The organism is Chitinophaga filiformis (genome assembly GCF_023100805.1).
Taxonomy (GTDB): domain Bacteria; phylum Bacteroidota; class Bacteroidia; order Chitinophagales; family Chitinophagaceae; genus Chitinophaga; species Chitinophaga filiformis_B.
On sequence record NZ_CP095855.1, the window covers coordinates 1,114,425 to 1,140,608 of the forward strand.

Here is a 26,184-nt window from a genome sequence, read left to right on the forward strand (position 1 = left end):
GATTGGCGCCGCTGCTTGCAACAGGGTAAGCTTACCAGGTAGAATGCTTGCCGGATAGGTGTACAAATTGTTCAACTTTGACGTGAGAAATATTAGAACTCCCAGCTTATAGCAAAGTAAGTTCCAAAAAAAGGGGAAAGTAATTCAGGTCTTACATTGAATCGCTTTCCCTATATGCAAATATAAGTAATGTCCCATAATGGGATTATCAATCAAAAAAGAATTAGTATTTTTTACCGGATAGTTAAAAAGGAAGATCGTCCGCTGTATCGTTTAATTGGGGGGGGATTTCCATATTGGGGAAATTGTCACCAGTGCTACTACCTGTATTGCTATGATGTATGGCGTGTTCAGAGTTGTTCAGATCCATACGTTTGTCCAGCATAACCAGGTTGTCGCCCACTACTTCTGTGGCAAATTTCTTATTACCCTCTTTGTCTTCCCAGCTGCGTGTGCGGAGGCGTCCTTCAATATAAACGAGACTTCCTTTGTGCAGGTACTTTTGAGCCAGTTCAGCCAGTCCGCGCCATAATACTACCGTATGCCATTCTGTTTGGGATATAAGCTTGCCAGCCCGGTCTTTGAATGTTTCTGTAGTTGCCAGAGAGAATTTGGCTACAGCAATATTACCTTCTAAGAACTGTACGTCTGGATCTCTGCCCAAGTTGCCAATCAGGATTACTTTATTAACACCTCTCATTGTTGCAGGTTTTAATCTATTGATTTTAAACTATTGAAAATATACGCTTCTTTTAAATGAACAACCTTTCTAAAGTTAATGTTTTTTTCAAATCGACAGTGAAAATTTTAACGTATACTTTAGCTCAAATACCTTGCCGCAGCAAGTTGGGCGCTGTTGGTAAACAGCAGGTTTTCGTATCAGAACAGGGTAAGTTCCCTGTTCCCGAGGAAGTCTGTGATGGTTTTAGGGAATGCGTAATGATCCAGTTGATTCCGTGGAACGGCCATATAGCCGGGCATTTCAGGCTTTTTACTCACCGATAGCATCAGGAACTGGCTATAGATCGTCTGGTGTGTAAGCTGTTGTTTGAATGTCCCGGAAACCGCATCTGTGTTGTAACGTATATCTTTCATAATATTTTTAAAGGCGGCTGTAGACTGTAACGCTGTTACGTCTTCCGGAGCGGGAGCTTCTATCAGAATGAACTCGTGGAGGTTCTGCCAGATGTCACTTTCCGTGCGTTTGCGGATGAATACCTGGTCTTTGTACTGTAATACAAGGTAGTAGAAATAGCGCTTTCTGATGACCAGTTTCTTTGCCTTGACAGGCAGCAGGCCGGTGAGTCCCAGCTGGAAGGCTTTACATTTACCGGCAAGAGGACAGGTATGGCAGGCGGGTTGCTGATGCTTACATACTACGGCGCCAAAATCCATAATGGACTGGTTATACGAAGCAGACAGGCCATGAGGCAACAACTCCTGAGCCAGTTCAGCAAATTGCTTTTTGCCGGCGGTACTGTCTATAGGCGTGTCTATATCAAAGAAGCGGGACAGCACACGGAATACGTTGCCGTCCAGAACGGCATGTGGCAGGTTGAATGCGAAGGAGGCAATAGCTGCGGCTGTGTAGGGGCCAATACCTTTGAGCGATTGTATGGTTTCGTATGTATTGGGAAAGTGGCCGTGATAGGCAGACACGATCTGCCGTGCAGCAGCCAGCATATTTTTACAGCGTGCATAGTAACCCAGTCCCTGCCACAGGCGGAATACCGCTTCTTCCGGCGCTGCCGCCAGTTCTTTTACTGTCGGGTAGTTCAATATAAACTTCTCGTAATAGGCCCATCCCTGTTCTACACGTGTTTGTTGGAGAATAATTTCAGACAGCCATATCCGGTAGGGGTCTTTCTCACCTTTCCATGGCATGGAGCGGGTGTTCTCATTTTTGTTCCATTCCAGCAAGGTGTTCGTAAAAAACTGCTTCATTTCTGCAAATATAAAGGGATCAATGAAAAAGGGTGCATCCGGGTAGAGGGCACCTTTTTGTATATGCCGGGTGATGAAAAAATTGTAGTGGCAGGACTGTTGGAAAAATAACAGGATTGCATTAGATTTATTTTTGATAATATTCAGCTGTAGCGATTTAGCAGTGAACATTAACAGAACTTGTTGATCAGTAGACGAATATGCCGGAAAATGCGTTATAATAGGCAAAGACCTTTTATCTGTTAGTGCCTGATCCCGATGGATCTTTTTTCGTTAAGTGAAGAAAAAAAAGACTAAATGAATATTATTTTTTGTATATTCGTTAATGAGTGGTTTAGTGAAATATTGTGATTACCCTAATGAAAGTGTACTTGTACTGGGTTAGAGCATGGTGTCCCTCTCTTTTTCCGGTTGCCCGTTACTAGCGTTTAGAGATTATTACTAAGTGATTTACAGATAGATATATTATATAAAACCTTGGTATAAGAAAAAAAGATAAAATTTATTTGCTTAAAATTCAGCAATTAAAAAAAATTAAATAATTTTGGGACAAGTAATCCTTCGCTTCAATTATGAGAAAAGCTGACTTAATTAACAATATTGCTGAAAAAACCGGCATACCTAAAGTAGATGTGTTAGTAACACTAGAGGCCATGTTTAAGGAGGTCAAGGAAGCGTTGGCTAATGGCGAGCATATCTATATAAGGGGCTTTGGTAGCTTCATTACAAAAAAGAGAGCTGCTAAAATTGGCCGTAACATCAAGAAGAACGTTGCCGTTGAGATTCCGGAGCATTTCATTCCTGCCTTTAAGCCGTCTAAAGAATTCGTTGCAGAAGTAAAGAAGCTTAAAAGTTCGTAATTTTGCAGCCTAATATTTAAGGCGTGCAAAAATCACAGATTCTCCTGGTCGGTGCCGCGACGGCAATACTTATTGTATTGGTAGCGTTTGGCCGCACCGTACCTCATTCGGATAAAAAAGCGATGCCAACTGCCACTCATATGCATGAGGGTCAGGAGGGAAAAACTATTGCCTTCGACGAATTGCTGGCTTCCGCCAAGCAAAAGGTCCCAGCTGATAAATTAATTTCTATTGCCCGCCTGGAGAATATTGTCCGGGGCGATGTTAAGAACCAGCAGATAGCCGCTTACAAAGAATTATATGCCTCCTGGGATAGCCTTAACCAACTACCCATAGCTGCGTATTATCTTGGCGAATCCGCCAAGTTGGAAAATTCCGAAAAAAGCCTCACCTTTGCAGCCAATTTATTTTTAGAACATCTGGAACACGCAGAGGACCCTGCTGTAATGAACTGGGAGACCAAACAGGCCATTACCCTACTGGATCAGGCAATAAAGCTTAGTCCGGGTAATGATTCCCTTAAAATAAAACAGGCCCTTCTGTATATGAATACAGAGCCTATGGTAGGCGTCCAAAAACTCAGGGATGTGGTGGCAACCAATCCTGACAATGCAGAAGCTCAGATCACATTGGCAAGTCTTGCTATTCAGTCAAACCAGTTTGATAAAGCCATAGACAGGATGGAGTCATTCACTCAGAAACATCCTGAGGAGGCTAAAGCGCTATTTGTGCTGGCCGAGGCCTACAAGGGCAAAGGCGATTTCAAAAAGGCTGTTGAACTGGCTGAAAAATGTAAGGCGCTCGTGAAGGATCCTTCACTGAAGGCCGAAATAGATGATTATATCAAGAGTATTAAATAATATTCATTTTTTAAACATTTAAAAACTTATTAGCGTATGCCTTGCGGTAAGAAAAGAAAAAGACATAAGATTGCTACTCACAAACGTAAAAAAAGACTGAGAAAGAACCGGCATAAGAAGAATAAGAAATAATTTTCTCCTGTTTCCCGCCATTTATACTAACCAGGTTTTATTTGCGGCGCGGTGATCGGACAAAAATTTTTATATATCCTGCATGATTTTGGCGATTATTATTAAATTGCTGGAGTCATGCAGGTTTTTCCACAAATCCCGCTTAGAATTCCGGATATTACCTGCTGATCGCTAAACCCTTAAGCAATCCATCATCTACGTAGGCTGGCGTTTCGCCAGCTGTAATCTGGTATGCAGTAAGCTGTTATTAAATAGCCGTGCATAACTCAAGGTGAAGTTATAATGGTTAAAATTTTGGACGCTTGAACAAGGAACTTATTATAAATGCGGCACCAACTGGTGTGGAAATAGCGTTGCTGGAAGATAAGAAACTGGTGGAATTGCATCACGAAAGCGGCAATCCCAACTTTTCTGTAGGGGATTTATACCTGGGGCGGGTGAAAAAGTTGATCCCGGGCCTTAATGCGGCTTTTGTCGATGTAGGATTTGAAAAAGATGCCTTCTTACATTACACAGATCTTAGCCCATATATACGTTCTATACTAAAATTTACCCAGCAGGCTATTTCAGATAAAACCCCGGAGGGGTTTGATTTTACAAAGTTTAAGAATGAGCCGGAGATTGTAAAGACCGGCAAGATCACAGATGTGCTGGGCGGAAAGCCCAACATCCTGGTGCAGATACTAAAAGAGCCTATTTCTTCTAAAGGTCCCCGTCTTAGTTGCGAAATTTCTCTACCCGGAAGGTTTATCGTGTTAACACCCTTTAATGACATTGTTGCTGTATCTAAAAAGATACATTCTTCCGAAGAAAGAAAAAGATTGCAGAAGATCGTAGAGGCTATCAAAACACCCAACTTCGGTGTTATTGTCCGTACGGCGGCTGAAGGAAAGAAAACGGCAGAACTGCATGAGGATCTGACCACTCTCGTTGAAACCTGGAAGAATATACAGGCTAACCTGCGCGCGGCACAGCCTCCGCAGAAAATATTGAGTGAACAGGCAAAAACAACCAGCATACTGCGTGACCTTCTTAACGAGAGCTTTAACAAGATCGTTATCAATGACAGGAATATGTTCACTGACACGAGGGCCTATATACAGAAAATAGCCCCCGAGAAGCAGGACATCGTTCAGCATTACCATAACGGCGCTCCTATCTTTGATCACTATGGCGTTACCCGCCAGGTGAAAGCTTCCTTCGGGAAGACCGTCAACCTGGACAGCGGCGTATACCTGATCATAGAAGCTACTGAAGCATTGCATGTCATCGACGTCAACAGCGGTTATAAAAGCTCCAGCAATAACCAGGAACAGAATGCCCTCGCATCCAACCTGGAAGCTGCAGCAGAAATAGCCCGCCAGCTGAGGCTCCGCGACCTGGGAGGTATCATCATCATCGACTTCATTGACATGAAGTTGCCGGAGAATAAGAAGGTAGTCTACGAAGCCATGGAGAAATTCATGTCGCAGGACAGGGCCAAACATACCATCCTGCCTATCTCTAAATTCGGTTTGATGCAGATCACCCGCCAACGGGTGAAACCTGAAGTGACCATCTCCGTAGCAGAAGATTGCCCTACCTGTCATGGTACCGGTAAGATCGGAGCCTCCGTACTGATCATCGACGAGATCGAAAAGAACCTGCAATACCTCATTAATCACCAGCATAAAGGGCTTACCATCAGGGTACATCCTATATTTTATGCCTACCTGGCTAAAGGCTTCCTGACCTCCCGCCGGTGGAAGTGGTACTTCCAGTATAAGAAATGGGTGAAGATCAAAGCCGACTCTAACTACCACCTTACTGAATATCGTTTCTTTGACGCCAACGAAGAAGAAATCAAATTATAATTCCAGCCTCACTGCTTTATCTAAAACGCTTAACACAAAATCGTGTTAAGCGTTTTACATTTGTGCCTTCAAACATTTTACCGGGATCGCTGTTGTTCTACAAAACAACGACCTACAGGGGAACAATCAGACTGCTTATTAAAACTCCGTTGCGTTTATGTCTTTACGTTACATGTGCCTTTTTTTGTTGTTAGCGACCGTATTACTCTCCTCCTGTGGTGAGAGCCACAGACGAAGGAAAGGACGGGACAGGGATACCAGCCATTACACCGGACAGGAATACATCGATCTTAAACTGGACAGTAACCAGGTGATCAGTTTTCTGCAACACGATACCGCCTATGCAGAATATATCCGTGATTTCTACCGTCAGCGCGACTTCCACTATGCCTGGATCGGAAACGATGGCCGGCTGACGGAGCAGGCAGGTAACTTTATCAATATGATGAAAGCCGATGCCGACTATGGCCTGAACGACAGTACCATCATCAGTAAACCACTGCGGGCCCTGTATGATACGCTGGTAATGGAAGGAGAGAAGTTCCGCAGGAATGACAAGGCTATGCCCAGGGCGGAACTGCTGTTGACTGCCCAGTTTTTTGCCTATGGCAATAAAGTATGGAGCGGCCTGACCTCAGACAGCGCCAAGTCGCTGGAGTGGTTCATTCCCCGGAAGAAGATCAACATGCAAAGCCTGCTCGATACTATGCTGAGCCGCCCGGCCAACACTTTTGAAGAGCCGGTGAACAAACAATACAAACTACTGCGGGACCAGCTGAAAAAACTGGCCGCGCTGGAGAAAGCGCCCTGGGATTCACTGAAAGCATCCCGCAAGCTTTATAAACCGGGCGAGCGCGATACCATTGTTGCCGCTGTAAAACAGCGCCTGCATATACTGGGCGACCTGGCAATTGCCGATACTTCGCAACTCTTTACGCCGCTGCTCGACACAGCAATACGCAATTTCCAGGACCGTATGGGGCTGAAGAAGGATGGCACCATCCAGCCTTCCCTGCTCAATGCGCTGAATGTGTCTCCGCAGAAACGTATCCAGCAGATCCTGATCAATATGGAGCGCATCCGCTGGATACCGGCAGAATCACCGGCCGAATACCTGCTGGTAAATATTCCTGCGTTTAAGCTGTATGTCTACGACAATAATAAACTGGACTGGAGCTGTAATGTAGTAGTGGGAAAACCGGGCACAAACACGGTCATTTTCAGCAATGAGATGAGGTATATCGTGTTCAGTCCCTATTGGAATGTACCTCCCGGCATATTGGTACACGAGGTATTACCAGCCATGAAAAGGAATGCCGGTTATCTTGCCCACCAGAATATGGAAGTGGTGACAGGCAGCGGTAGTCCTGTGAATACAGGCTCGCTCAACTGGGCTAAATATTCCGGCGCTAATTTCCCATATATTATTCGCCAGAAGCCGGGTGGGAAAAATGCGCTGGGTAAGGTCAAGTTCCTGTTCCCGAACGAGTATAACATTTACCTGCACGATACGCCTTCCAAAGGGCTCTTCGGAGAAAGTAAACGTACTTTCAGCCATGGCTGCATACGCGTGTCGGAACCACAGCGCCTGGCGGAATGGCTGCTGCGTAAGGATTCTGCCTGGACGCAGCAGAAGATAGTAGCAGCAATGAACGCGGGCAAGGAGAAGTTCATCACTCTGAAAGAGAAGGTGCCTGTATATATAGGATATTTTACCGCCTTCGTGGACAGTGAGGGCAGGCTGAACTTCCGGGATGATGTGTATGGACACGACGCAAGACTGGCGGCTACATTATTTGGAACCAGATAGCCGCTTAACGCGATGGAAGGGGCTGACCAAAAAGGCAAATAAGTGGTGGAGAAGGAAGATCCCTTTTAGTCAGCCTCCGGAAATTACTTGCTGGCGATCACGGAGATCTCCACATTCACACCTTTGGGCAGCGCAGCTACCTGAACGGTTTCACGGGCAGGATAATCGCCGGTAAAATAAGAACCGTATACTTCGTTGATCTGTGCGAAATCGTTCATATTCATAATGAAGATGGTCGTCTTCAGTACATTATCGAAGTCCATACCCGCCTCGGAAAGAATACCTTTCAGGTTCTTCATTACCTGGTGGGTTTCGGTTTTGATATCATCCAGTACCAGTTGGTTGGTGTCCGGATTCAGTGCTATTTGCCCGGATACAAACAGCAGGTTGCCTTTCTGTATGGCCTGATTGTAGGGGCCGATCGGAGCAGGCGCATTCTTTGTGTTGATGATCTGTTTTTCCATGACCGTAAAAATAGGGTCTTATTATTAGTTATTAATTAATAGGTTTGCGAAAATTTTGCACATGAATATCCTCGTTATAGGAGAAGAGCAACATTATGCTGCTTTCCTTCAAAAGGGTGGTTTGAGTGGGCACCGGGTGCAGCAGGTTAGTACAGCAGAGCGCATAGGGACGCTGGAAGATTACGGGCTGGTAATAGACCTGGATTTTGATGAACATACCGACCGTGCACGTATCTATGCAAAATATCCGCAGGTGCCTGTGCTGGCGGCCATTGTAAGAACTTCCCTGGCAGACGTAATGAATAATTACGCTTTTGAACAGGGATTTAACCTGGTGGGTTGTAACTGGCTGCCGGGATTTGTGGCGATGCCTGTTACAGAAGTTTCTGTAATGGAAGAAGAGCAAAAGCCTTTGCTGGCAGACATTATGAAGGAATTGGGCTGGGAGTATGAAATAGTGGAAGACAGGGTAGGGCTGGTCACCCCGAGAGTTGTTTGCATGATCATCAACGAAGCATACATGGCAGCTGAAGAAGGTACTGCATCGCGTGAAGATATTAATGTTGCAATGCGGCTGGGGACCAATTACCCGAAAGGACCTTTTGAATGGTGCGGGGAAATTGGCGTCACAAGGGTATATAAGGTGCTGGACGCCGTGTATAAGGCTACGGGGAATGAACGGTATAAAATAAGTGCGCTGCTGGCACAGGAAGCAGGCATAGATATGAAAATTGTGAGAAAAAATTAAACTATATACATTGCCTCTGATACTGCATATCGATACTGCTACTACGATCGGGTCTGTTTGTCTGTCGAAAGACGGGCAACCTTTACAGACATTGGTAAATGATAAACAACAGGACCATGCGGCCAGTATGGTATTGTTTGTACAGGAGATCATGCGGGAGCAGCAGGTGAAGCCTGAAGATCTCGATGCTATTGCTGTCAGTGCAGGTCCCGGTTCATATACAGGACTACGTGTAGGCGTGGCTACAGCAAAGGGGCTGTGTTATAGCTGGGAGAAACCATTGATCGCTGTATCTACCTTACAGATGATGGCACAGGGCCTGCTATCGCGGGTGGAGGATACGGATGCATTATATTGTCCTATGCTGGACGCAAGAAGAATGGAAGTATACACCGCCGTATATGATGCATCCTTACATACAATAGTAGCTCCCCATGCGTTAATACTCAGCCCTGAAGCATTCAGCGAACAGGTATCAGCAAAGAAGACATATTTTTTCGGTAATGGAAGCGATAAATGGCAGCAATTAATGCCTCCTCATTCCAACGCCTTATTCGTTCCTTATATATTAAACGCTGCGGATATGGTGCCGCTGGCAACAGCAGCCTACGAGCGCAAAGCTTTTGAAGATGTAGCCTATTTTAGCCCCTTTTACCTCAAACCCTTTCATTCTACAATGAAAAAATAGGTCGTTTGTAATGTAAAAAATGACCTCCATCCCCATGATAACGGGCTTTTTATGTCTTATTAAGAAGCGTAATCCTTACACTTACCTCAGTTTGTGTCATGAAACTGTCAAATTATGTTTATTTGGCAAGTAAACGGCATCCATATATTAAAAAATAAGGTATAGAAGTTTTTTTTATTACGACTAATATTATATTTTTGTATAAATCGATACCCGGTTATTGTTTTCTAACAAGTTATGGGTTTACTGTCCGTTGATCCCTTTCATTTCATCATTTTTTAAAACTATTATGCGATGGAAAAAACATTATTAACGACCTCTTCTAATACTCTTATTATTTCTAGAGGTACCAATGAAAAAGACCAAATTAAATTGGATTACATTGCCGTTAAGAAGGCTGCTATGGTTTTGCGTGCAATAAACCATAAGCTGCGCCAGCAAATGATTAAGTTGCTGGAAGATCATAAGAAAATGACAGTAACTGAAATCTACGTTAAGCTGCGTCTTGAGCAGTCAGTAGCGTCACAGCACCTGGCTATTCTGCGCCGTGCCGGCATTGTGATTACAGAGAGAGATGGTAAATTCATCCACTATACGATCAATAAACAACGTATAGCTGAAGTTGCCAAATTCGTGGAGGAGCTGGTTGGCTAATCTGGTTTTGGAGTACTGGTCAAACAGAGTACAAAAAAATATTCGGGCCTAACTAAGAGTATATTGAAGAAACTTTTAGTTAGGCCCTTATTTTTCCGGAGGTATTTGCATGTACGTGCCTAAACGTATATCAAATACTTGCGTGCGTTGACTGGTTCTGCAGATATCGGGGGTAATAAAGACATGCTAACGCTATATATATATGGCTATTTGTCAGACGTTCCTCCTGCGGATAAATCCGTAAATTTGCAGAAATCAAAAACCATGTTCGTCAAGCAACTTTATACCAATTGCTTATCAGAAGCTGCCTACTTTATTGAGTCTGAAGGAGAAGCTGTTGTGATAGATCCCCTGAGGGATATAGACGCTTACCTTGACCTGGCCAAAGAGCGCAACGCTACCATTAAGTATATTTTTGAGACACACTTCCATGCTGACTTTGTGTCTGGTCATCTTGACCTCGCTGCTGCTACCAATGCTCCCATTGTATATGGTCCTGAAGCAGTTACCAACTTCCCGATATATCTTGCTAAGGACAGGGAGAAATTTACGATTGGTAAGCTCACACTCGAAGTATTACATACTCCAGGTCATACACTGGAATCTACCTGCTACCTGCTGAGCGATGAAGCAGGACAGCCACATAGCCTCTTCACCGGCGATACGCTTTTTGTAGGTGATGTAGGCCGTCCTGATCTGTTCAGTGGCAACCTTACAAAAGAAGAACTGGCAGGATACCTGTACGATTCTCTCAATAACAAGATCAAAGTATTGCCCGATAATGTGATCGTATATCCGGCCCATGGTCCGGGCTCTTCCTGTGGTAAAAACCTGGGACCTCATACCTATAGCACACTGGGTGATGAAAAGAGCTCCAACTATGCGCTGAAGGCCGCCAGTAAAGAAGAGTTTATCAAAGAAGTAACAGATGGCCTCAACACACCGCCTTCTTACTTCCCTATCAATGCCCGCATCAACAAAGAAGGATACGATGCTTTGCAGGCGGTGATGGAAAAAAGTAACCGTCCACTGTCTATAGCTGAATTCAAAGAGAAAATGAAGGAAGAGGTGCTCATCCTGGATACACGTCCGGCAAACGAATTTGCGGAAGGATTCGTACCAGGCTCTCTCAGCATAGGCCTGGAAGGACGTTTTGCGGAATGGGCCGGCAGCCTGCTGCCTTTTGGTGAAGAGATCATACTGGTGACCAGCCCCGGGAAAGAAGAAGAAACCATCGTACGTCTGGCCCGTGTTGGATTCGACCATGTAGCAGGTTATCTTAAAGGCGGTTATGAAGCCTGGGTTGCTGCCGGTGAAGAACGTGACCTCATCATCACTGTGGAAGCTGATGAACTGGCAATGGACCTGCCGCACGATGAAAACCTCGTCATTGTTGATGTACGCAAGCCTGCAGAGTATGCAGACGGTCATATTGAAGGGGCAATGAACATCACCCTCAGCGATATGACAGACCCCGGGAATCTGGCTGATTTTGACGATAATCACAATCTGTATGTACACTGTCAGGGTGGTTACCGTAGTATCATAGCATGTTCTATCATGAAACGGGAAGGTATCCATAACCTTCGCAATGTGGAAGGCGGTTTCAACGCCATGAAAGCACAGAAAGGCCTGAAGGTGGTAAAGGAAAAGAACGTATTAAACTAAGGTTACAGATACTTAAATAAAGACCCCGTGGTTCTACCACGGGGTCTTTTTGTTTTTGCAGGTATGCTTTTTGACCGCCTAAAGGAAAAACCTTGCAATGGGAAAATTCTTAGACGGACAAATAGCACTTGTTACCGGCAGCAGCAGCGGCATAGGGGCCGCCATTGCCCGGGCATTTGGCGAAGCTGGCGCTAAAGTAGTGGTGAACCACCACAGCGATAAAAGCGTGAAAGACGCCGAACAAGTGCTGGAAAAGATCAGGGCGGCCGGCAGCGATGGCTTTATCCGGCAATGCGACATCAGTAAGGAGGAAGAGGTAAAGGCGATGTTTGCGGAAATCTTTTCCCGCTTTGGTACGGTGGATATAGTGGTTGCTAATGCAGGCATTCAGCAGGATGCTTCCCTGTTCGACATGACTATAGAGCAATGGAATAAGGTGATCAATACAAATCTTACCGGTCAGTTTATCTGTGCAAGGGAAGCCGCACGTGAATTCAAAAGAAGAGGTGTTGTTGCGGAGCGCTCAAAGGCTGCGGGAAAGATCATCTGTATGAGCAGTGTTCATGAAGTAATACCCTGGGCGGGACATGTGAATTATGCCGCCAGCAAAGGCGGGGTGAAACTCCTGATGCAGTCCATGGCGCAGGAACTGGCCCCACATAAAATAAGGGTCAACAGCATCGCTCCCGGGGCCATTAAAACCCGCATTAACGAAGATGCATGGGATACCCCGGAAGATGAGAAAAAGCTGCTGGAACTGATCCCATACGGCAGGGTAGGCGTGGCCGAAGATGTGGCCAAAGCCGCGGTATGGCTGGCCAGCGACGAAAGTGATTATGTAACAGGAACCACTCTTTTCGTGGATGGAGGCATGACATTATATCCCGGGTTTGCAGATAATGGCTGATTAACAATCTTTTGTGTCCGAACAATCCCACAGTTTAGCATGTTATTTGTTTTAAATTGTTAAACTTTTAACCATGAAATGTAAAACTTTCCTGATGGCGGGAATGATGTTCCTGGCCGTATGCTTGTTTGCCTGTCAGCCTAGCGATAGTAATGTTCAGCAGGCAGTAAATGAAAAACTAACGGCTACTCCGGGAGTAAGTGCTGAAGTGAAAGAAGGGGTTGTAACCCTTAATGGTGAAGTGCCGGATGAAGCAGCGAAAATGGCTGCCGAAGATGCCGTTAAAGGCGTGAACGGGGTAAAGGCCGTTACGAATAACATTATGGTGCAGGCAGCAGTACCTCCTCCACCGCCCCCACCGGCAGCCACTGATACTACAATGAAGAAAGACAGTGCTGCTGTGAAATAGATTGACAGGCTGAATTGATCAGGAACACCTCAGCAGTTACGCTGGTCAGTTCAGCCTTTTATTGTTCCCCTTTGTACTCATGTTTCCACCTTCTGTGGCTCCATACCCATACTTCGGGTTGTTCCCGGATATTCTGTTCCAGATATTTTACAAATGATTCCGTAATTGTTCCCTCCGGCACAGCGGATGGTTCCTCAAACGCCAGTTTTAAGGTGGCATGATAATATCCTCTCTTTGTTTTCCTGATATCCACAAATACCACAGGTATATCACTCCTTCTTGCCGTCATTTCCGGTCCCTTATAAAAAGCGGTCATCCTGTTCAGGAAGGGATACCAGTAGCTGCGGCGCGGATTGCCGGGATTCTGGTCTGCTACCAGCGCTATCAGGTACTGCCGGTTGATCCATGGTTGCATACTCTCCTTAATGTCGTTGGCCGGCAGTAATATACTGCCCGACTTTTCACGGAAATGCCTGAACATACGATCGCCTGCTTTATTGGTCAGCGGCATATAAACTACAAGAAAAGGATATTTAACGCCCTGCATACAGAACAGGTTGGCCCACTCCCAGTTGAAATTATGGCCCAGGTGCATCTGGCAGCTTTTGCCTTTGGCATATAGCTCATGTAATACGGTAAGGTCGCAGGTGAAGCGGCGCTGCAGTTCTTTGGGTCGCATGGTCAGCAGTTTGACGGTTTCCACCATCATATCTGTCAGGTTGAGATAGTATTTCTTTGCCAGCCGGGTGATCTCTTCTGATGTCTTTTCCGGAAATGCCTGGCGCAGATTATCAAACACTACTGCTTTCCGGTAACCAACAATGTGATAAACGATCAGGTATAAAACATCACTTATGCGATATAATAACCATAACGGCAGTATTGAAATGCCGTACATAAATACCAGTAACAAATAATACATGTCATCAATTTCTATAACACAATATTCTGTACCAGGGAACTCTTTTCAGGATAGTCAGTATTAAAGTGCAAGCCACGGCTTTCCTTACGGAAGGCGGCGCCTTTTACAATGAGGTAGCCAACGGTGATCAGGTTTCTTAATTCACACAATTGCGGCGATACCTCTGTTCTTTCGTATAATAATTCAGTTTCTTCATGCAGGATATCCAGGCGGCGGATAGCGCGTTGCATACGTTCATTGGTACGCACAATACCCAGGTAATCGCTCATGATCTGTTTCAGCTCTTTAAGGCTCTGTGTAATGAGGATCATCTCTTTTGGAGCAGTGGTACCTGCCGCATTCCAGTCCGGTACATTGACCTTGTGGGAGGTGCTGTCAATTCTGTTCACACCATCCAGGTAACAACGATGCGCAAATACCATCGCTTCCAGCAGGGAATTGGAGGCGAGCCTGTTGGCTCCATGCAGCCCTGTGCTGGAACATTCCCCGCAGGCATACAGGTTATTGATGGATGTACGGCCAAACTCATTGACCTTGATGCCTCCGCAGCTGTAATGGGCGGCCGGGGCCACCGGGATCATATCCTTCTTCACATCGATACCTACAGAAAGGCATTTCTCATAGATGTTCGGAAAATGATGGACGAACTTTTCCTGGTCCATATGCCGGCAGTCGAGGTACACATATTCCGTACCCGTGATCTTCATCTCACTGTCTATAGCTCTCGCTACAATATCGCGTGGCGCAAGGGAAAGGCGTGGATCATACTTATGCATGAAATCCTCCCCGTGGATATTCCGGAGAATACCCCCATCGCCGCGTACTGCTTCCGTGATCAGGAAGGCATTGTTAACCCCTGGCTGATATAGCGCAGTAGGATGGAACTGGATAAACTCCATATTCTCTATCCTTCCCTTGGCACGGTACACCATTGCCACCCCATCGCCGGTAGCAATGGTGGGATTGGTAGTACTACGGTATACCTGTCCGTTCCCGCCTGTTGCCAGTACGGTAATGCGGCTGAGGATCTTTTCAATCTTATTGGTAAGGAGGTTCAGTACGTATACACCATAACACTCTATATCCGGTGTCGCCTTTGTAATAAGATAACCTAAATGGTGCTGTGTAATGAGGTCTACCACGAAGCAGTGGGTAACCAGCTCAATATTCGGGTTTTTATGTACAGCATCCAGCAGGGCGCGTTCTATTTCCTTCCCGGTAACGTCTTTATAGTGGATCACCCTGAACTCGGAATGGCCTCCTTCCTTACCAAGGGAGAAGTCTCCCGCTGCGTTCTTGTCAAAGTTGGCGCCCCATTCTATGATCTCATTGACACGTTCCGGTCCTTCCTTCACGACGATCTCCACGATCTGCTCATTGCACAGGCCATCGCCGGCAATCAGCGTGTCTTCAATATGCTTTTCAAAGCTGTCATTCTCAAGATCGTTCACTACAGCTACTCCACCCTGTGCGTATTTTGTATTGGTCTCGTCCTCACGTGTTTTCGTGATGATGGTAATTTTTTTATCAGGACATGCGGCTGCCACTTTAAGGGCATAAGTAAGTCCGGCAATACCAGAACCAATCACTAAGAAATCTGTCTGTTGCATAAGTACTCAAGCGAACACCAAATGTACGGTTTAATTTGTTCCCATTCATTGCGGACTGGCATAGCCCCGGCGCATCTGCAGGTAACGGAGCCCGCCGGTCACCAGTCCCCATTGTGCTATCCCGTACGTCAGCATAATAAAGAACGTACCCATCTCCAGGTGATGGTAAAAATAGTGGATGGCAATCAGCATACAGGAAACAATATAAACACCGGCGCCTGCCAGTGCGTACCAGCCGGATGGCTGATCCGCGAGCCGGAAGGCATGCATGACCGATTGCAGCATGATATAGGCAATGATGGCAAAAAAGAGTATCGGCAGCGTCATCCGGCCCAGGTAAGGCAGCATCACGAAAATGAACGCGATGATACCGGCTGCCGCCACTAGAATGAAGGGCCATTTACATAGCGGAAGAGGGTAATTCGTATACCTGATCTTCAGGAAAAAGGCAATATAGAAAAGCAATGAGAGCATGAAGGTGAACAGTCCGCAGGCAAAGAAAAGCGGGCTTTGTTCGGAAAATAACAGGAACATATCACCAAAACCTGAAAAGAACAGGGCGCCCAGCAATGATATACGGAAAATAGCAGGAATGCCCTCCGTACCTGTAATGAAATAAGCTTCTAAAATGAATGGCAACAGGAACTTGGAAACGTAACTAAGAATGTCCAGGTGGAAAAAGACGGCAGACAGGTGAACAAATAAGGTAGTAGCATATAGCAGATGAAAAGAGCTTGCTTTGCGCATAGACTAACATTAATGTACTTAAAGTACGATTTCTGTGTCTGAATGGTTTCATGCAACAGGCAGTAAAACGGAAAAGGTGGTGCCATTGTTGCCGGATCGGCTCACTTTCAGTTGTCCGCCATGGGATTGTATGATCTGCTGCGACAGGCTTAACCCGATGCCACTGCCTTTCTTCTTGGTGGTATAGAATGGGATGAAGATCTTATTCATAGCGTCTGCATCAATACCCGGGCCATTATCAGTGATCTCAATATGCACCTGATTAGGATTGTTCATGCTGGCCTTCACCTGTATGGATGGTGTTTGCGTCTGCTCAAGTGCATCCATGGCATTTTTGATGAGGTTGATAAGCACCATCTGCAGCTGGGCTACGTCTGCATGTATCTCTGTACTGGCAGATTCAATCTCATAATGATAATAAATACCGGCCTGTTTCAGTTCTGGCAACAGCAGGCTGCTTACCCCCGTCAGCAACTCTTTGATATTCACATGGGTAAACTGCGGTTTGGGCAGGGTGGTATAGTCACGGTATGCATTCACAAAGTTCATGATCCCCTTACTGCGGCTCTTGATCGTTTCCAGCGCCTCCTGCAGGTCGGCGATGGCCTCTTTCTGTGCTGCTTCCGGCGAAATGTCCTGCTCCACAATATCCTGCATGGTGCCAATCAGCGATACAATTGGCGTAACGGAGTTCATGATCTCATGACGGAGTATTTTGGTAAGGTTCTGCCACGCTTCCAGCTCTTTCTGCTGCAGCTCGGCATGGATGTTCTGGATGGATATGAGTTTGACCAGGCGGCCCTGCAGGCGTACGCTGGCAGCATGAATAGACAGCTGCTGTTCCTGCCGGGTGCGGTACAGCAATTTGTTGCCCGAGCGTATTTCCATCAGGTATTCCGGCAGGGCGGGATGACTGGTCTTCAGCTCTGAAATATTCCGCAGTCGGTATATGCCCAGCAGGCGAAAAGCTGCCGGGTTGATCAGCTCTATCCGTCCCTCGGCATCGAACGACAGGACGCCGATGCTGATATGCTGTACGATGGTATCTATGTATTTCAGATTTGCTTCTTTTTCAGCCCTCGTCTGGCGGAAAGCTTCCAGTACTTCATTGAACTGATGGTTCAGCGCCTGGAAACTTTTCCCTAATTTATTATCGGCGCTGAAGCGGATAGAAAAGTCTTCATAGCGGATAGATTCCAGGAATAAGGTCAGCTTCCTGTTCACCCGGTTGATATAATAGTACATGCCATATATCTGCATACAGATAAGAATGCCCATGGCTACTCCCGGAAAGGCGCCAAGTGCTGTCCATACCCACACACTGGTGATGGTGCTGAGCGTGAGTAAAATGATACGCAGTAATATATTGACACTGAACCTGTTCATTGTAAGCGCTAAATATTATACTTTTCCAGTCTTCTGTAAAGGGCGGCCCTGCTCAAACCTAGTTCCCTGGCGGCTTCTGTAATATTGCCATTACATTTTCTCATGGCCTGGGTAATGATGTTGCGTTCCATTTCCTCCAGGTTGTAGCCGGTGTTAAGGGATTGATCCTGTACGGGATTTTTCACGAATACATCTTTGGGCATGAGCGTCTTGCTTTGCGAAAGGATCACCGCTCTTTCCATGGCATGCTGCAGCTCACGGATGTTGCCCGGCCAGTCGTACTGGCGCAGTTGCTGTATCAGCGATTCGTGGAGGGCAGTTACCGGCCGTTTATACTTCGCAGCATATAGATGCAGGAAGTATTCTGCCAGCGGAACGATATCCTCCTGGCGCTCTCTTAGCGGAGGCAGTTGAATCTCAATAGTGTTGATACGATAAAGAAGGTCCTGCCGGAATTGATACTCGGCGGCCATACGTTGTATGTTCCTGTTGGTGGCGGTGATCAGACGCACATCTATCGGGATGGCTTTATTGCTTCCTACCTTAGTCACGGCCCTGTTCTGCAACACTGTCAACAGTTTGGCCTGCAGGGGCAGGGAAATGTTTCCCAGTTCGTCGAGGAAAATAGTGCCTCCGTTTGCCTCCTCAAAACGGCCGCTCCGGTCTTCACGGGCGTCAGTAAAAGCGCCTTTTACATGGCCGAACAGTTCACTTTCAAACAGCGTTTCGCTGATGGCGCCCAGGTCCACACTCACGAAGGGCTTTTTACTCCGGAGTGACAGCTGGTGGATGTGCCGGGCCAGCAGGTCCTTTCCTGTACCGTTCTCCCCCAGTATCAGCACGTTGGCGTCTGTGGCGGCAACCCTGGTCACGGTGTCGAGCACCTGTAGCATGGCAGGGCTGTTGCCGATAATATGTACATCCGACTGTGCTGCCGCTGGCGCCGCGTTGATCTTATCCTTATTGCCATGCTTCTTATTGTAAGCCCCCTGCATGGTAGCCAGGAGTTTTTCATTTTCCCAGGGCTTGAGTACAAAGTCTACTGCACCGGCCTTAATAGCCCTTACCGCCATCTCAACATCGCCATAAGCTGTAAACAACACTACCGCCACCTCCGGACGGATGTCCAGGATGCGGTCCAGCCATTCAAATCCTTCCTTGCCGCTACTCAGATCGCGGGTGAAGTTCATATCCAGGAGAATTACATCATACTCGAAATTGGACACCAGGTAGGGGATCTTTTGCGGATTACGTTCAAAGTCTACCTGTTCGAAGTGACGTTTCAATAACAGCCGGGCGGCTCGGAGCACGTCCATGTCATCATCTACAATAAGAATTTTACCGGGCAACGGTGTAGTCATAATAAGATCTTGTCTATTGTTTTTGCAAATGATCCGCAAACAGTGTTCCTGACAGGCGGAGTGGAATGACAGCCCTGGCGGATGCGGCCACTGGCAATATTATAAAAAGATTTCGGTTTTACTGCGGTCCGGAAAAGGCCTGGGAGAAATTGTCCGGAAATGAACGTCCTGTGTGCGCTACAGGACGATAAAAATCCGCATACTTGCCGGAATCCCTTTGTGGTATTGAGTTTCCCGCTTTGGCATGCCGGTTGTCTTACCTGGGACAGGAATTTAGTTTAACCTATGGACAGAAAAATAGAAAAGAAGTACTGGTCAAAAAAAAGGATCTCCTTTATCAGCGGGGGGGCCATTGTCGCGATGTTACTTCTGTATAACCTGATATTTGCTGATCACCGCTCGAAACTCAATGTCGAGAAGGATAAAATCACCGTGTCTACTGTTACAAAAGGGACCTTTGATCAATATATCGCCGTAACGGCAGTAGTATTGCCATTGAAAACCATCCGTCTGGATGCCATCGTAGGGGGATATGTGAGCCAGAAATACCTCGAAGGGGGTAATATGGTCAAAAAAGGAGACAGCATCCTCCTGCTTGAAAACCAGAACCTGATGATGGACTTCGTGAACCATGAGACAGAGATCTACCGCCTGATCAACGAGTTGCAGAATACCAGGCAGTCCCTCAAACAGAATCGTTACACCATGCAACAAACGGTGGCCGACCTGGATTACCAGATAGAGCAGGCTAAAGACCTCTACGATCGTACGAAGCAACTGGTGGACGACAAGATCGTATCCCGCCAGGAATTCAATAAGAATAAGATTGATTATGAGCGCCTTGTAAAGAAGCGCCAGATAGAGATAGAAAGTCAGCGCTTCCAGGAAGAGAACGCCATGATCCAGATAAGCCGCCTGGAATCTACCATCGCCCGCACACAGCGTAACCTGCAGATGATGAAAGATAACCTGAGCAACCTGGTGTTAAGAGCTCCTATTGATGGACAATTGTCCTCTGTGGACGCGGAAGTAGGCGGTAGCATCACCGCTGGTCAGAACATCGGCCAGATAGATGACCTGAATGGGTTTAAGATGCGCGCTGAGGTAGATGAACATTACGTTTCCAGGGTATTCCCCGGATTGAAAGCTACTTTTGATTTCAATAACAAAAGTTATCCCCTGTCTATCATCAAAGTATATCCGGAAATAAAGAATGCCCGTTTTAATGTAGATATGCGCTTTGAAGGGGAAACACCGGAAGGCATCCGCCGCGGACAATCTTCTCCTATCCGCCTGGAGCTGGGCAAGTCTTCATCGGCTATCCTGCTGCCGGTAGGCGGTTTCTTCTCTGACACCGGCGGTAACTGGGTATACGTGCTGGACAAGAGTGGTAAGAGAGCGGTGAAACGTAATATTTCCCTGGGACAGAAAAACCCTCAGTATTTCGAGGTGTTGGAAGGCTTGCAGGAAGGCGAACAGGTGATCACCTCATCATATGAGAATTTCGGAGACAAAGAGGTTTTAGTATTTTAAGCCGGCAGTTACAGTTGTTTTAGTTCCGGTGCCAACCTCTGCAAGCAGGCAGAGGTGGCGCCATGGACAATCACCTGAAAAAATATATACAGCATGACAGGCATGTACATCACTATAGCATTGAGGCACCTGGCCAAGCGAAAGCTGTTTTCTTTCATCAATATTGCCGGTCTGGCCATTGGTATTACCTTCTCTTTGCTGATAGCTGTATACATCTGGGAAGAGAAGCAGGTGAACAGTAACCTGAAAGATCTGCCCCAACAATATTATCTGCAATCCGCCTCGAGGGAAGAGAATATGTACATGCCCCTGGTTACGCCCGCGCCACTGGCCAAAGCGCTAAAGGATGATTACCCGTCCCTCGTGGCCAATTACTACAGGACTTTCCCCTGTAGCGCAAATGCTTCCTATAAAGACCGCCATTTCCGTATGTCGCTGCAGCCGGGCGATACGACAGCGATAATCGCTTTTGGACTGCCTCTCATACAGGGTGATCCTGTGCATCCCTTCCGGGATAACAATTCCATTGTGATCACGGCCGAAACGGCAATGAAATTTTTCGGCAGAACGGATGTACTGGATGAAGTACTGACTATTGATACCCGTAAAGATGGCAAAAAGAACTATGCTATTACCGGCGTGCTGAAAAGGGAAACACGTCTCAATACCGTAACCACCATCAATGGTTTTAAGACAGACATTTTCCTGCCAATGCAGAATGTGGCCTACTTCCTTGCTCCCGACGTTGACAAAGACTGGAACAGTGTGAGTATGGCTTCTTACATAACACTGCAACCAGGTGTAAAACCCGAACAACTGGCTGCTCCTATCAAAAAGCTGATGGCCATGCATTGCAATCAGCAACTGAAAGATAACCTGAGTATTCAACTGGTAGGAATGGACACCTTCTACCTGGATACGAATAACGGACTGGTAAGAAAGATGTGCTACATCCTGGCTGTAATTGCATTTTTCGTCCTGCTGATGGCTGTGATCAATTATGTGAATATCAGTATAGGTACCTCTGTATACAGGTTGAAAGAGATCGGTTTGCGGAAAGTGTTTGGTGGCAGACGCCAGCAGCTGATAACTCAATTTCTCGCAGAATCACTTGTACTTACTTTTATAGCGGCCTTTCTTTCCATTGTGTTCTTTGAACTGTTGCGCCCACTGTTCGGACAGGTGCTGAATAAAACCCTACCTCATGTATGGTCCTTTTCGGGAACGATGGTTTTATTTTACCTGTTGCTGGTAGCACTTGTAGGAATAATTGCCGGTGTCTATCCTGCTTTCGTACTCACAGCCAGTCATCTGTTGAAAATTCTGAAAGGGAAAGTCTCTGTAGGCAAAGGCGAATTATTGTTTAGAAAAGGCTCACTTATCATACAGTTTTCCCTGGCTGTGCTGGTGTTCGTATGCACATTGTACATCTCCAGGCAGGTTGATTATTTCTTCAAAAAAGAACTGGGATATAACAAGGAACAGGTATTGGTCATCTCTTCCGTACCGAGGCAGTGGGATACCGCAGGTTTAAAACGTGTAGCGCAGGTAAGGGATGAAATAATGAGAAATGCCGCAGTGAAGAGCGCTACCATTTCCTATGAAGTACCGGATGGGATGAATGGAGGAGGTTTACCCATTATACCTTCCGGCGGAAGCAGCGATGCTCCGGTGAATGTGGGAACCCTGGTTACTGATGGGAATTATGCAGCCACCTTCGGACTCAGGATGCTGGCTGGTTCTTTCTTTACGGACCAGGACAATCCTCAGGATGTGGTGCTCAATGAAGCTGCTGTGAAGGCTTTACATCTGAAAACAGGCATAGGAGAGGAGATAGTAGCTGCGGGTCCCCAGGGTGGTACCTTCACGGTAAAGGGCATTGTGAAGGATTTTCACTTCACAAGTATGCAGCAGAAAATTGCGCCTATGATATTCTTTTCCCAGAATACAGGGGCACTCTATCGCTTCCTCAGCATCAAACTGCAGACTACTGATGTCAGGAAAACCATAGCCGGTGTCGAATCTGTGTGGAAGGCCCGCTTTCCGGACGCCCCGTTTGAGTATTTCTTTATGGATGATAAGTTTCAATCAATGTATGACACTGAAACCCGTCTGAAACAGGCGGCCAATGTGGCAACTGCACTGAACTTTGTCATTATCCTGCTGGGAGCTGCCGGCGTGGTGGCATTCAGCCTTAACCGCCGCACCAAAGAGATTGGTGTAAGAAAAGTGTTAGGGGCCGATACCCGCAATATTATTTACCTCTTTCTGAAAGAATATACATCAGTTATATTGATCGCCAATCTCATTGCCTGGCCGGTAGCCTATGTGGTAGCCGATCGCTGGCTGGATGATTATGCTTATCGCACCAGTATGAGTGTAGTGCCATTTATAATTGCAGGTATCATTACCTTCAGTTTAACCTATATTCTGATTGCTTTACAATGCTTCCGAACCGCCAGTGCAAACCCTACCGGGCTGTTGAGAAGTGAATAATAAACACCCGATTTAAAAATTATTAAACCGAAGTCGATGATACGTACAGTCAATCTGCAAAAGATTTTTACAACAGAAGAAATAGAAACTTCTGCCCTGAATGGGATCAATATGGAAGTGAAAGATGGAGAATTTGTTGCCATTATGGGCCCCTCAGGTTGCGGGAAATCTACTTTACTGAACATCCTCGGACTGCTGGACAATCCCAGTGGCGGAGAATACCATTTCTGGGACCACGAAGTAGCCAAAATGAGTGAGCGGCAGCGTGCACAACTCAGAAAAGGGTCTATTGGTTTCGTATTCCAGAGTTTTAACCTGATCGACGAGCTGACCGTATTCGAAAATGTGGAACTACCCCTGCTGTACCTGAAAGTGCCTGCCAGTGAAAGAAAGGAGAAAGTGGAGAAGGTACTGGAACGTATGAACATTATGCACCGCCGTAATCACTTCCCGCAACAGTTGTCCGGTGGTCAGCAGCAACGTGTGGCCATTGCCCGTGCCGTGGTAGCAAACCCTAAAATGATCCTGGCGGATGAGCCTACAGGTAACCTGGATTCTACCAATGGTGAAGAAGTAATGAAACTATTGCAGGAGCTGAATGAAGCAGGCACCACCATGATCATGGTAACACACAGCCCTTATGATGCAGGTTTCGCTCATCGCGTGATCAACCTGTTCGATGGCCGCGTCGTAACTGAGAACATCAAGGAGCAATTTCATGTCTGATCATCTGTGCTGATATTAATCGTCATTCAAACTTAATCATATGCTTAACAACTATCTGCGGATTGGCTGGCGTAACCTGCGCCGCTATAAGATGTACAGTAGTATTAATATAGGCGGCCTCGCTATTGGCCTCGCAGTCGGTATCCTGATACTGGTATGGGTGCAGGACGAGTTAAGTTATGACAGGTTTCACGAGAAGGGAGAAAGCCTGTATAAACTGAGTGTGAGCTTTAGTTCGGGTACCGACGTGCAAACCTGGAGCGGTATGCCGGGGCCCATAGCAGTACATGCCGTGAAGGATATTCCTGGTGTGCAGGCAGCAACGCGCATGAGAGATAACTGGGGCAACATCGGGAAGTTTACATACAATAACAATGACTTTTTCGATGTTAATCTGGCTTATGTCGAGCCTTCCTTTTTTACCATATTTACATTCCCCCTCCTGAAAGGGAACGTACAGCATCCATTTCCTGACAACAACTCCGTGATTGTGACACGGAGCGCTGCCCTGAAATATTTTGGTACTGCTGATGTAATGGGCAAGGTGATACAGGGAGATGGAAAAAATTATGCGGTCAGCGGTGTCGTGGAGGATTTCCCGGAACAATCAAGTATCAAATATGATTTTCTGATGCCCTTTAGTATACTCCAGGCCAGCTTTGGAGGAAACGGGCTTTGGAAGACCGTGGATGAAGATTGGGGTAATTTTTATTACAATACCTATCTGCAGCTGGCGCCAAATGCGTCACCGTCAAAGGTAGCAGCTGCAATAGCCAAATTACGTCCTGATGGGAACCAGGAGCCAGGCATCAAGTATAACGTACAGCCATTGCATGACATACATCTGTATAACGCTGACCTGAGTGAGGGTGGTATTAAAGTGGTACGGATATTCCTGATCATTGCAATTGTGATACTCCTGATAGCTTGTGTGAACTATGTGAATCTTTCCACTGCAAGAGCCATGCAAAGGGCTGCTGAAGTAGGCGTCCGTAAAATAGTAGGTGCCAGCAGAAGGCAGCTGTTCATCCAGTTTGTATGGGAATCGGTGCTGGTATTTATGCTGGCATTGGTGCTTGCTATAGCGATTGTCGTGGTAATGATCCCCTTCTATAACAATCTTACTGAGAAACACCTTTCTTTCGGCCTGCAGAACCTGCAAATGGTGTTTGCAATAGGCTTGTCCATGCTGGTGACCCTAATAGTAGCCGGTATTTACCCCGCAGTCATATTGTCTTCTTTTAACCCCTTGAAAACATTAAAAGGAGGACTGAACCTTTCAGGCAGCAACATTTCGTTTCGTCGCGCTTTGGTAGTGATACAGTTTGTCATTGCTACGGTACTGATCGTCAGTACGCTGGTAGTAGGACAACAGCTTCGGTACATAAAATCAAAGGCACTGGGGTACGATAAGGAGAATATCTTTTTCTTCTACTCCGGCCAGATGTATAATCACCTGGAAGCTGCCGTACAGGAGTTGGCAACCTCACCAGGGATAGCAACCGCATCAACCAGCAACCAGAAGATGACCAGCATCGATAATAGTACAGGAGATACCTACTGGGAAGGTAAAGAAAAGGATGAAACGCTGATTGCACACGCATTCTCCGCGGACAAGAACTTTTTGGAAATGATGAAGTTCAAGTTTGTCAGAGGCGGCAACTTTAGCAATTCAAGGGCTGACTCCGCACATTTCATCATTAATGAAACGGCAGCAAAAATGATGAGAATGGAAGACCCTATAGGAAAGAAATTCAGGCTCTGGAGCATGGAGGGTACCATCATTGGCGTCGTAAAAGATTTTCATTACGCCTCTCTCCATGAAAAGATCGGTCCACTGGTGATTCATTACCGTCCCAGCAGCGATATCGTGTATGTGAAAACAAAGCCTGGTGAAATAGACAAGGCTGTGGCATCGGCAGAGCGACTCTACAAACGCTATAATACGGGCTTTCCGTTCAGATATGATTTCATCGATGATAACCTGAATAAACTGTATAAACTGGACAAACGCACGGGTAAACTATTTAACTATTTCGCCGGTATAGCCATCTTCATCAGTTGTCTCGGACTGTTTGGCCTGGCTACATTTGCCACAGGACAAAGAGTGAAGGAAATAGGGGTAAGAAAAGTGCTGGGCGCCTCAGTGACCAATATTGTTACATTACTGACCAGCGATTTCCTGAAGATCGTAATAGTATCGATAGTGCTGTCTGTTCCCATTGCCTGGTATATTATGAACAGGTGGCTGGAAGACTATGCTTATCGTATCACCATCAACTGGGGGGTCTTTATACTGGCTGGTGGCCTGGCTGTAATAGTCGCGATACTGACAGTGAGTTTCCAGGCCATTAAGGCTGCATTGGCAAACCCCGTACGCTCTTTAAAAACTGAATAGCCAACCAT

The 26,184-nt window shown here is 46.3% G+C and carries 22 protein-coding genes; 14 read left to right on the forward strand and 8 right to left on the reverse strand.

The features are described 5' to 3' along the window. Positions 1-244: 244 nt before the first annotated feature. Entirely contained in the window at positions 245-700 is a 456-nt protein-coding gene (locus MYF79_RS04670) for a single-stranded DNA-binding protein (RefSeq protein ID WP_199654575.1), read from the reverse strand. Between the two features lie 179 nt (positions 701-879). Further along, positions 880-1,944 (reverse strand): A/G-specific adenine glycosylase, encoded by a 1,065-nt coding sequence (gene mutY / locus MYF79_RS04675; RefSeq protein WP_247812780.1) that lies wholly within the window; start codon positions 1,942-1,944, stop codon positions 880-882. Between the two features lie 572 nt (positions 1,945-2,516). Between mutY and MYF79_RS04680 the strand changes: the two genes are divergently transcribed. The 4 genes from MYF79_RS04680 (at position 2,517) to MYF79_RS04700 (ending at position 7,459) form a co-directional block, all read left to right on the forward strand. Next, positions 2,517-2,804: an HU family DNA-binding protein gene (locus tag MYF79_RS04680; protein ID WP_073084475.1), complete on the forward strand. Its 288-nt coding sequence runs from the start codon at positions 2,517-2,519 to the stop codon at positions 2,802-2,804. Positions 2,805-2,827: 23 nt separating this feature from the next. After that, the gene (locus MYF79_RS04685; protein WP_199654577.1) at positions 2,828-3,664 is read left to right on the forward strand and encodes a tetratricopeptide repeat protein; all 837 of its coding nucleotides are present in this window, start codon (positions 2,828-2,830) and stop codon (positions 3,662-3,664) included. Positions 3,665-4,098: 434 nt separating this feature from the next. Beyond that, positions 4,099-5,649, forward strand: a complete 1,551-nt coding sequence (locus MYF79_RS04695) for an Rne/Rng family ribonuclease (protein WP_149693929.1) — start codon at positions 4,099-4,101, stop codon at positions 5,647-5,649. A gap of 157 nt (positions 5,650-5,806) precedes the next feature. Continuing rightward, complete coding sequence (locus MYF79_RS04700; RefSeq protein ID WP_247812781.1) at positions 5,807-7,459, forward strand: murein L,D-transpeptidase; 1,653 nt, start codon at positions 5,807-5,809, stop codon at positions 7,457-7,459. An 83-nt stretch (positions 7,460-7,542) separates the two neighbouring features. Here the strand turns inward: MYF79_RS04700 and MYF79_RS04705 are convergent, their stop codons facing one another. After that, a complete protein-coding gene (locus MYF79_RS04705; protein WP_247812782.1) occupies positions 7,543-7,923 on the reverse strand; it encodes a RidA family protein in 381 nt (126 codons plus the stop codon). 61 nt (positions 7,924-7,984) lie between these two features. Here MYF79_RS04705 and MYF79_RS04710 point away from each other — a divergent pair, with 61 nt between their 5' ends. The 6 genes from MYF79_RS04710 to MYF79_RS04735 all read left to right on the forward strand — a co-directional run bounded on the left by MYF79_RS04710 (position 7,985) and on the right by MYF79_RS04735 (position 12,997). Beyond that, entirely contained in the window at positions 7,985-8,671 is a 687-nt protein-coding gene (locus MYF79_RS04710) for a 3-hydroxyacyl-CoA dehydrogenase family protein (protein WP_247812783.1), read from the forward strand. A 10-nt stretch (positions 8,672-8,681) separates the two neighbouring features. Continuing rightward, positions 8,682-9,359, forward strand: a complete 678-nt coding sequence (tsaB, locus tag MYF79_RS04715) for a tRNA (adenosine(37)-N6)-threonylcarbamoyltransferase complex dimerization subunit type 1 TsaB (RefSeq protein WP_247812784.1) — start codon at positions 8,682-8,684, stop codon at positions 9,357-9,359. Between the two features lie 294 nt (positions 9,360-9,653). Continuing rightward, positions 9,654-10,013 (forward strand): ArsR/SmtB family transcription factor, encoded by a 360-nt coding sequence (locus MYF79_RS04720; RefSeq protein ID WP_012788619.1) that lies wholly within the window; start codon positions 9,654-9,656, stop codon positions 10,011-10,013. 264 nt (positions 10,014-10,277) lie between these two features. Then, positions 10,278-11,681: an MBL fold metallo-hydrolase gene (locus MYF79_RS04725; protein ID WP_247812785.1), complete on the forward strand. Its 1,404-nt coding sequence runs from the start codon at positions 10,278-10,280 to the stop codon at positions 11,679-11,681. A 97-nt stretch (positions 11,682-11,778) separates the two neighbouring features. Then, the gene (locus MYF79_RS04730; RefSeq protein WP_247812786.1) at positions 11,779-12,588 is read left to right on the forward strand and encodes an SDR family oxidoreductase; all 810 of its coding nucleotides are present in this window, start codon (positions 11,779-11,781) and stop codon (positions 12,586-12,588) included. Positions 12,589-12,661: 73 nt separating this feature from the next. Then, a complete protein-coding gene (locus MYF79_RS04735) occupies positions 12,662-12,997 on the forward strand; it encodes a BON domain-containing protein (RefSeq protein ID WP_247812787.1) in 336 nt (111 codons plus the stop codon). Between the two features lie 58 nt (positions 12,998-13,055). On the opposite strand, the gene MYF79_RS04740 is transcribed toward MYF79_RS04735, so the two are convergent. The 5 genes from MYF79_RS04740 to MYF79_RS04760 are packed head-to-tail and all read right to left on the reverse strand — an operon-like array spanning position 13,056 to position 19,023. Further along, positions 13,056-13,919 (reverse strand): lysophospholipid acyltransferase family protein, encoded by an 864-nt coding sequence (locus MYF79_RS04740; protein WP_247812788.1) that lies wholly within the window; start codon positions 13,917-13,919, stop codon positions 13,056-13,058. 11 nt (positions 13,920-13,930) lie between these two features. After that, positions 13,931-15,529: an L-aspartate oxidase gene (nadB, locus tag MYF79_RS04745; RefSeq protein ID WP_199654585.1), complete on the reverse strand. Its 1,599-nt coding sequence runs from the start codon at positions 15,527-15,529 to the stop codon at positions 13,931-13,933. Positions 15,530-15,574: 45 nt separating this feature from the next. Further along, the gene (locus tag MYF79_RS04750; RefSeq protein WP_247812789.1) at positions 15,575-16,276 is read right to left on the reverse strand and encodes a lysoplasmalogenase; all 702 of its coding nucleotides are present in this window, start codon (positions 16,274-16,276) and stop codon (positions 15,575-15,577) included. Positions 16,277-16,324: 48 nt separating this feature from the next. After that, a complete protein-coding gene (locus MYF79_RS04755; RefSeq protein ID WP_247812790.1) occupies positions 16,325-17,662 on the reverse strand; it encodes a sensor histidine kinase in 1,338 nt (445 codons plus the stop codon). An 8-nt stretch (positions 17,663-17,670) separates the two neighbouring features. Continuing rightward, positions 17,671-19,023: a sigma-54-dependent transcriptional regulator gene (locus MYF79_RS04760; protein ID WP_247812791.1), complete on the reverse strand. Its 1,353-nt coding sequence runs from the start codon at positions 19,021-19,023 to the stop codon at positions 17,671-17,673. A 285-nt stretch (positions 19,024-19,308) separates the two neighbouring features. Between MYF79_RS04760 and MYF79_RS04765 the strand changes: the two genes are divergently transcribed. The 4 genes from MYF79_RS04765 to MYF79_RS04780 all read left to right on the forward strand — a co-directional run bounded on the left by MYF79_RS04765 (position 19,309) and on the right by MYF79_RS04780 (position 26,176). Further along, positions 19,309-20,556, forward strand: a complete 1,248-nt coding sequence (locus MYF79_RS04765) for an efflux RND transporter periplasmic adaptor subunit (protein WP_199654589.1) — start codon at positions 19,309-19,311, stop codon at positions 20,554-20,556. Positions 20,557-20,649: 93 nt separating this feature from the next. Then, positions 20,650-23,052, forward strand: a complete 2,403-nt coding sequence (locus MYF79_RS04770; RefSeq protein ID WP_247812792.1) for an ABC transporter permease — start codon at positions 20,650-20,652, stop codon at positions 23,050-23,052. A 36-nt stretch (positions 23,053-23,088) separates the two neighbouring features. Further along, complete coding sequence (locus MYF79_RS04775; RefSeq protein WP_199654591.1) at positions 23,089-23,778, forward strand: ABC transporter ATP-binding protein; 690 nt, start codon at positions 23,089-23,091, stop codon at positions 23,776-23,778. Positions 23,779-23,818: 40 nt separating this feature from the next. Continuing rightward, positions 23,819-26,176 carry an ABC transporter permease gene (locus MYF79_RS04780; protein ID WP_247812793.1) on the forward strand — a complete coding sequence of 786 codons (2,358 nt, stop codon included), beginning with the start codon at positions 23,819-23,821 and terminating at the stop codon, positions 26,174-26,176. The last annotated feature ends 8 nt before the right edge of the window (positions 26,177-26,184 follow it).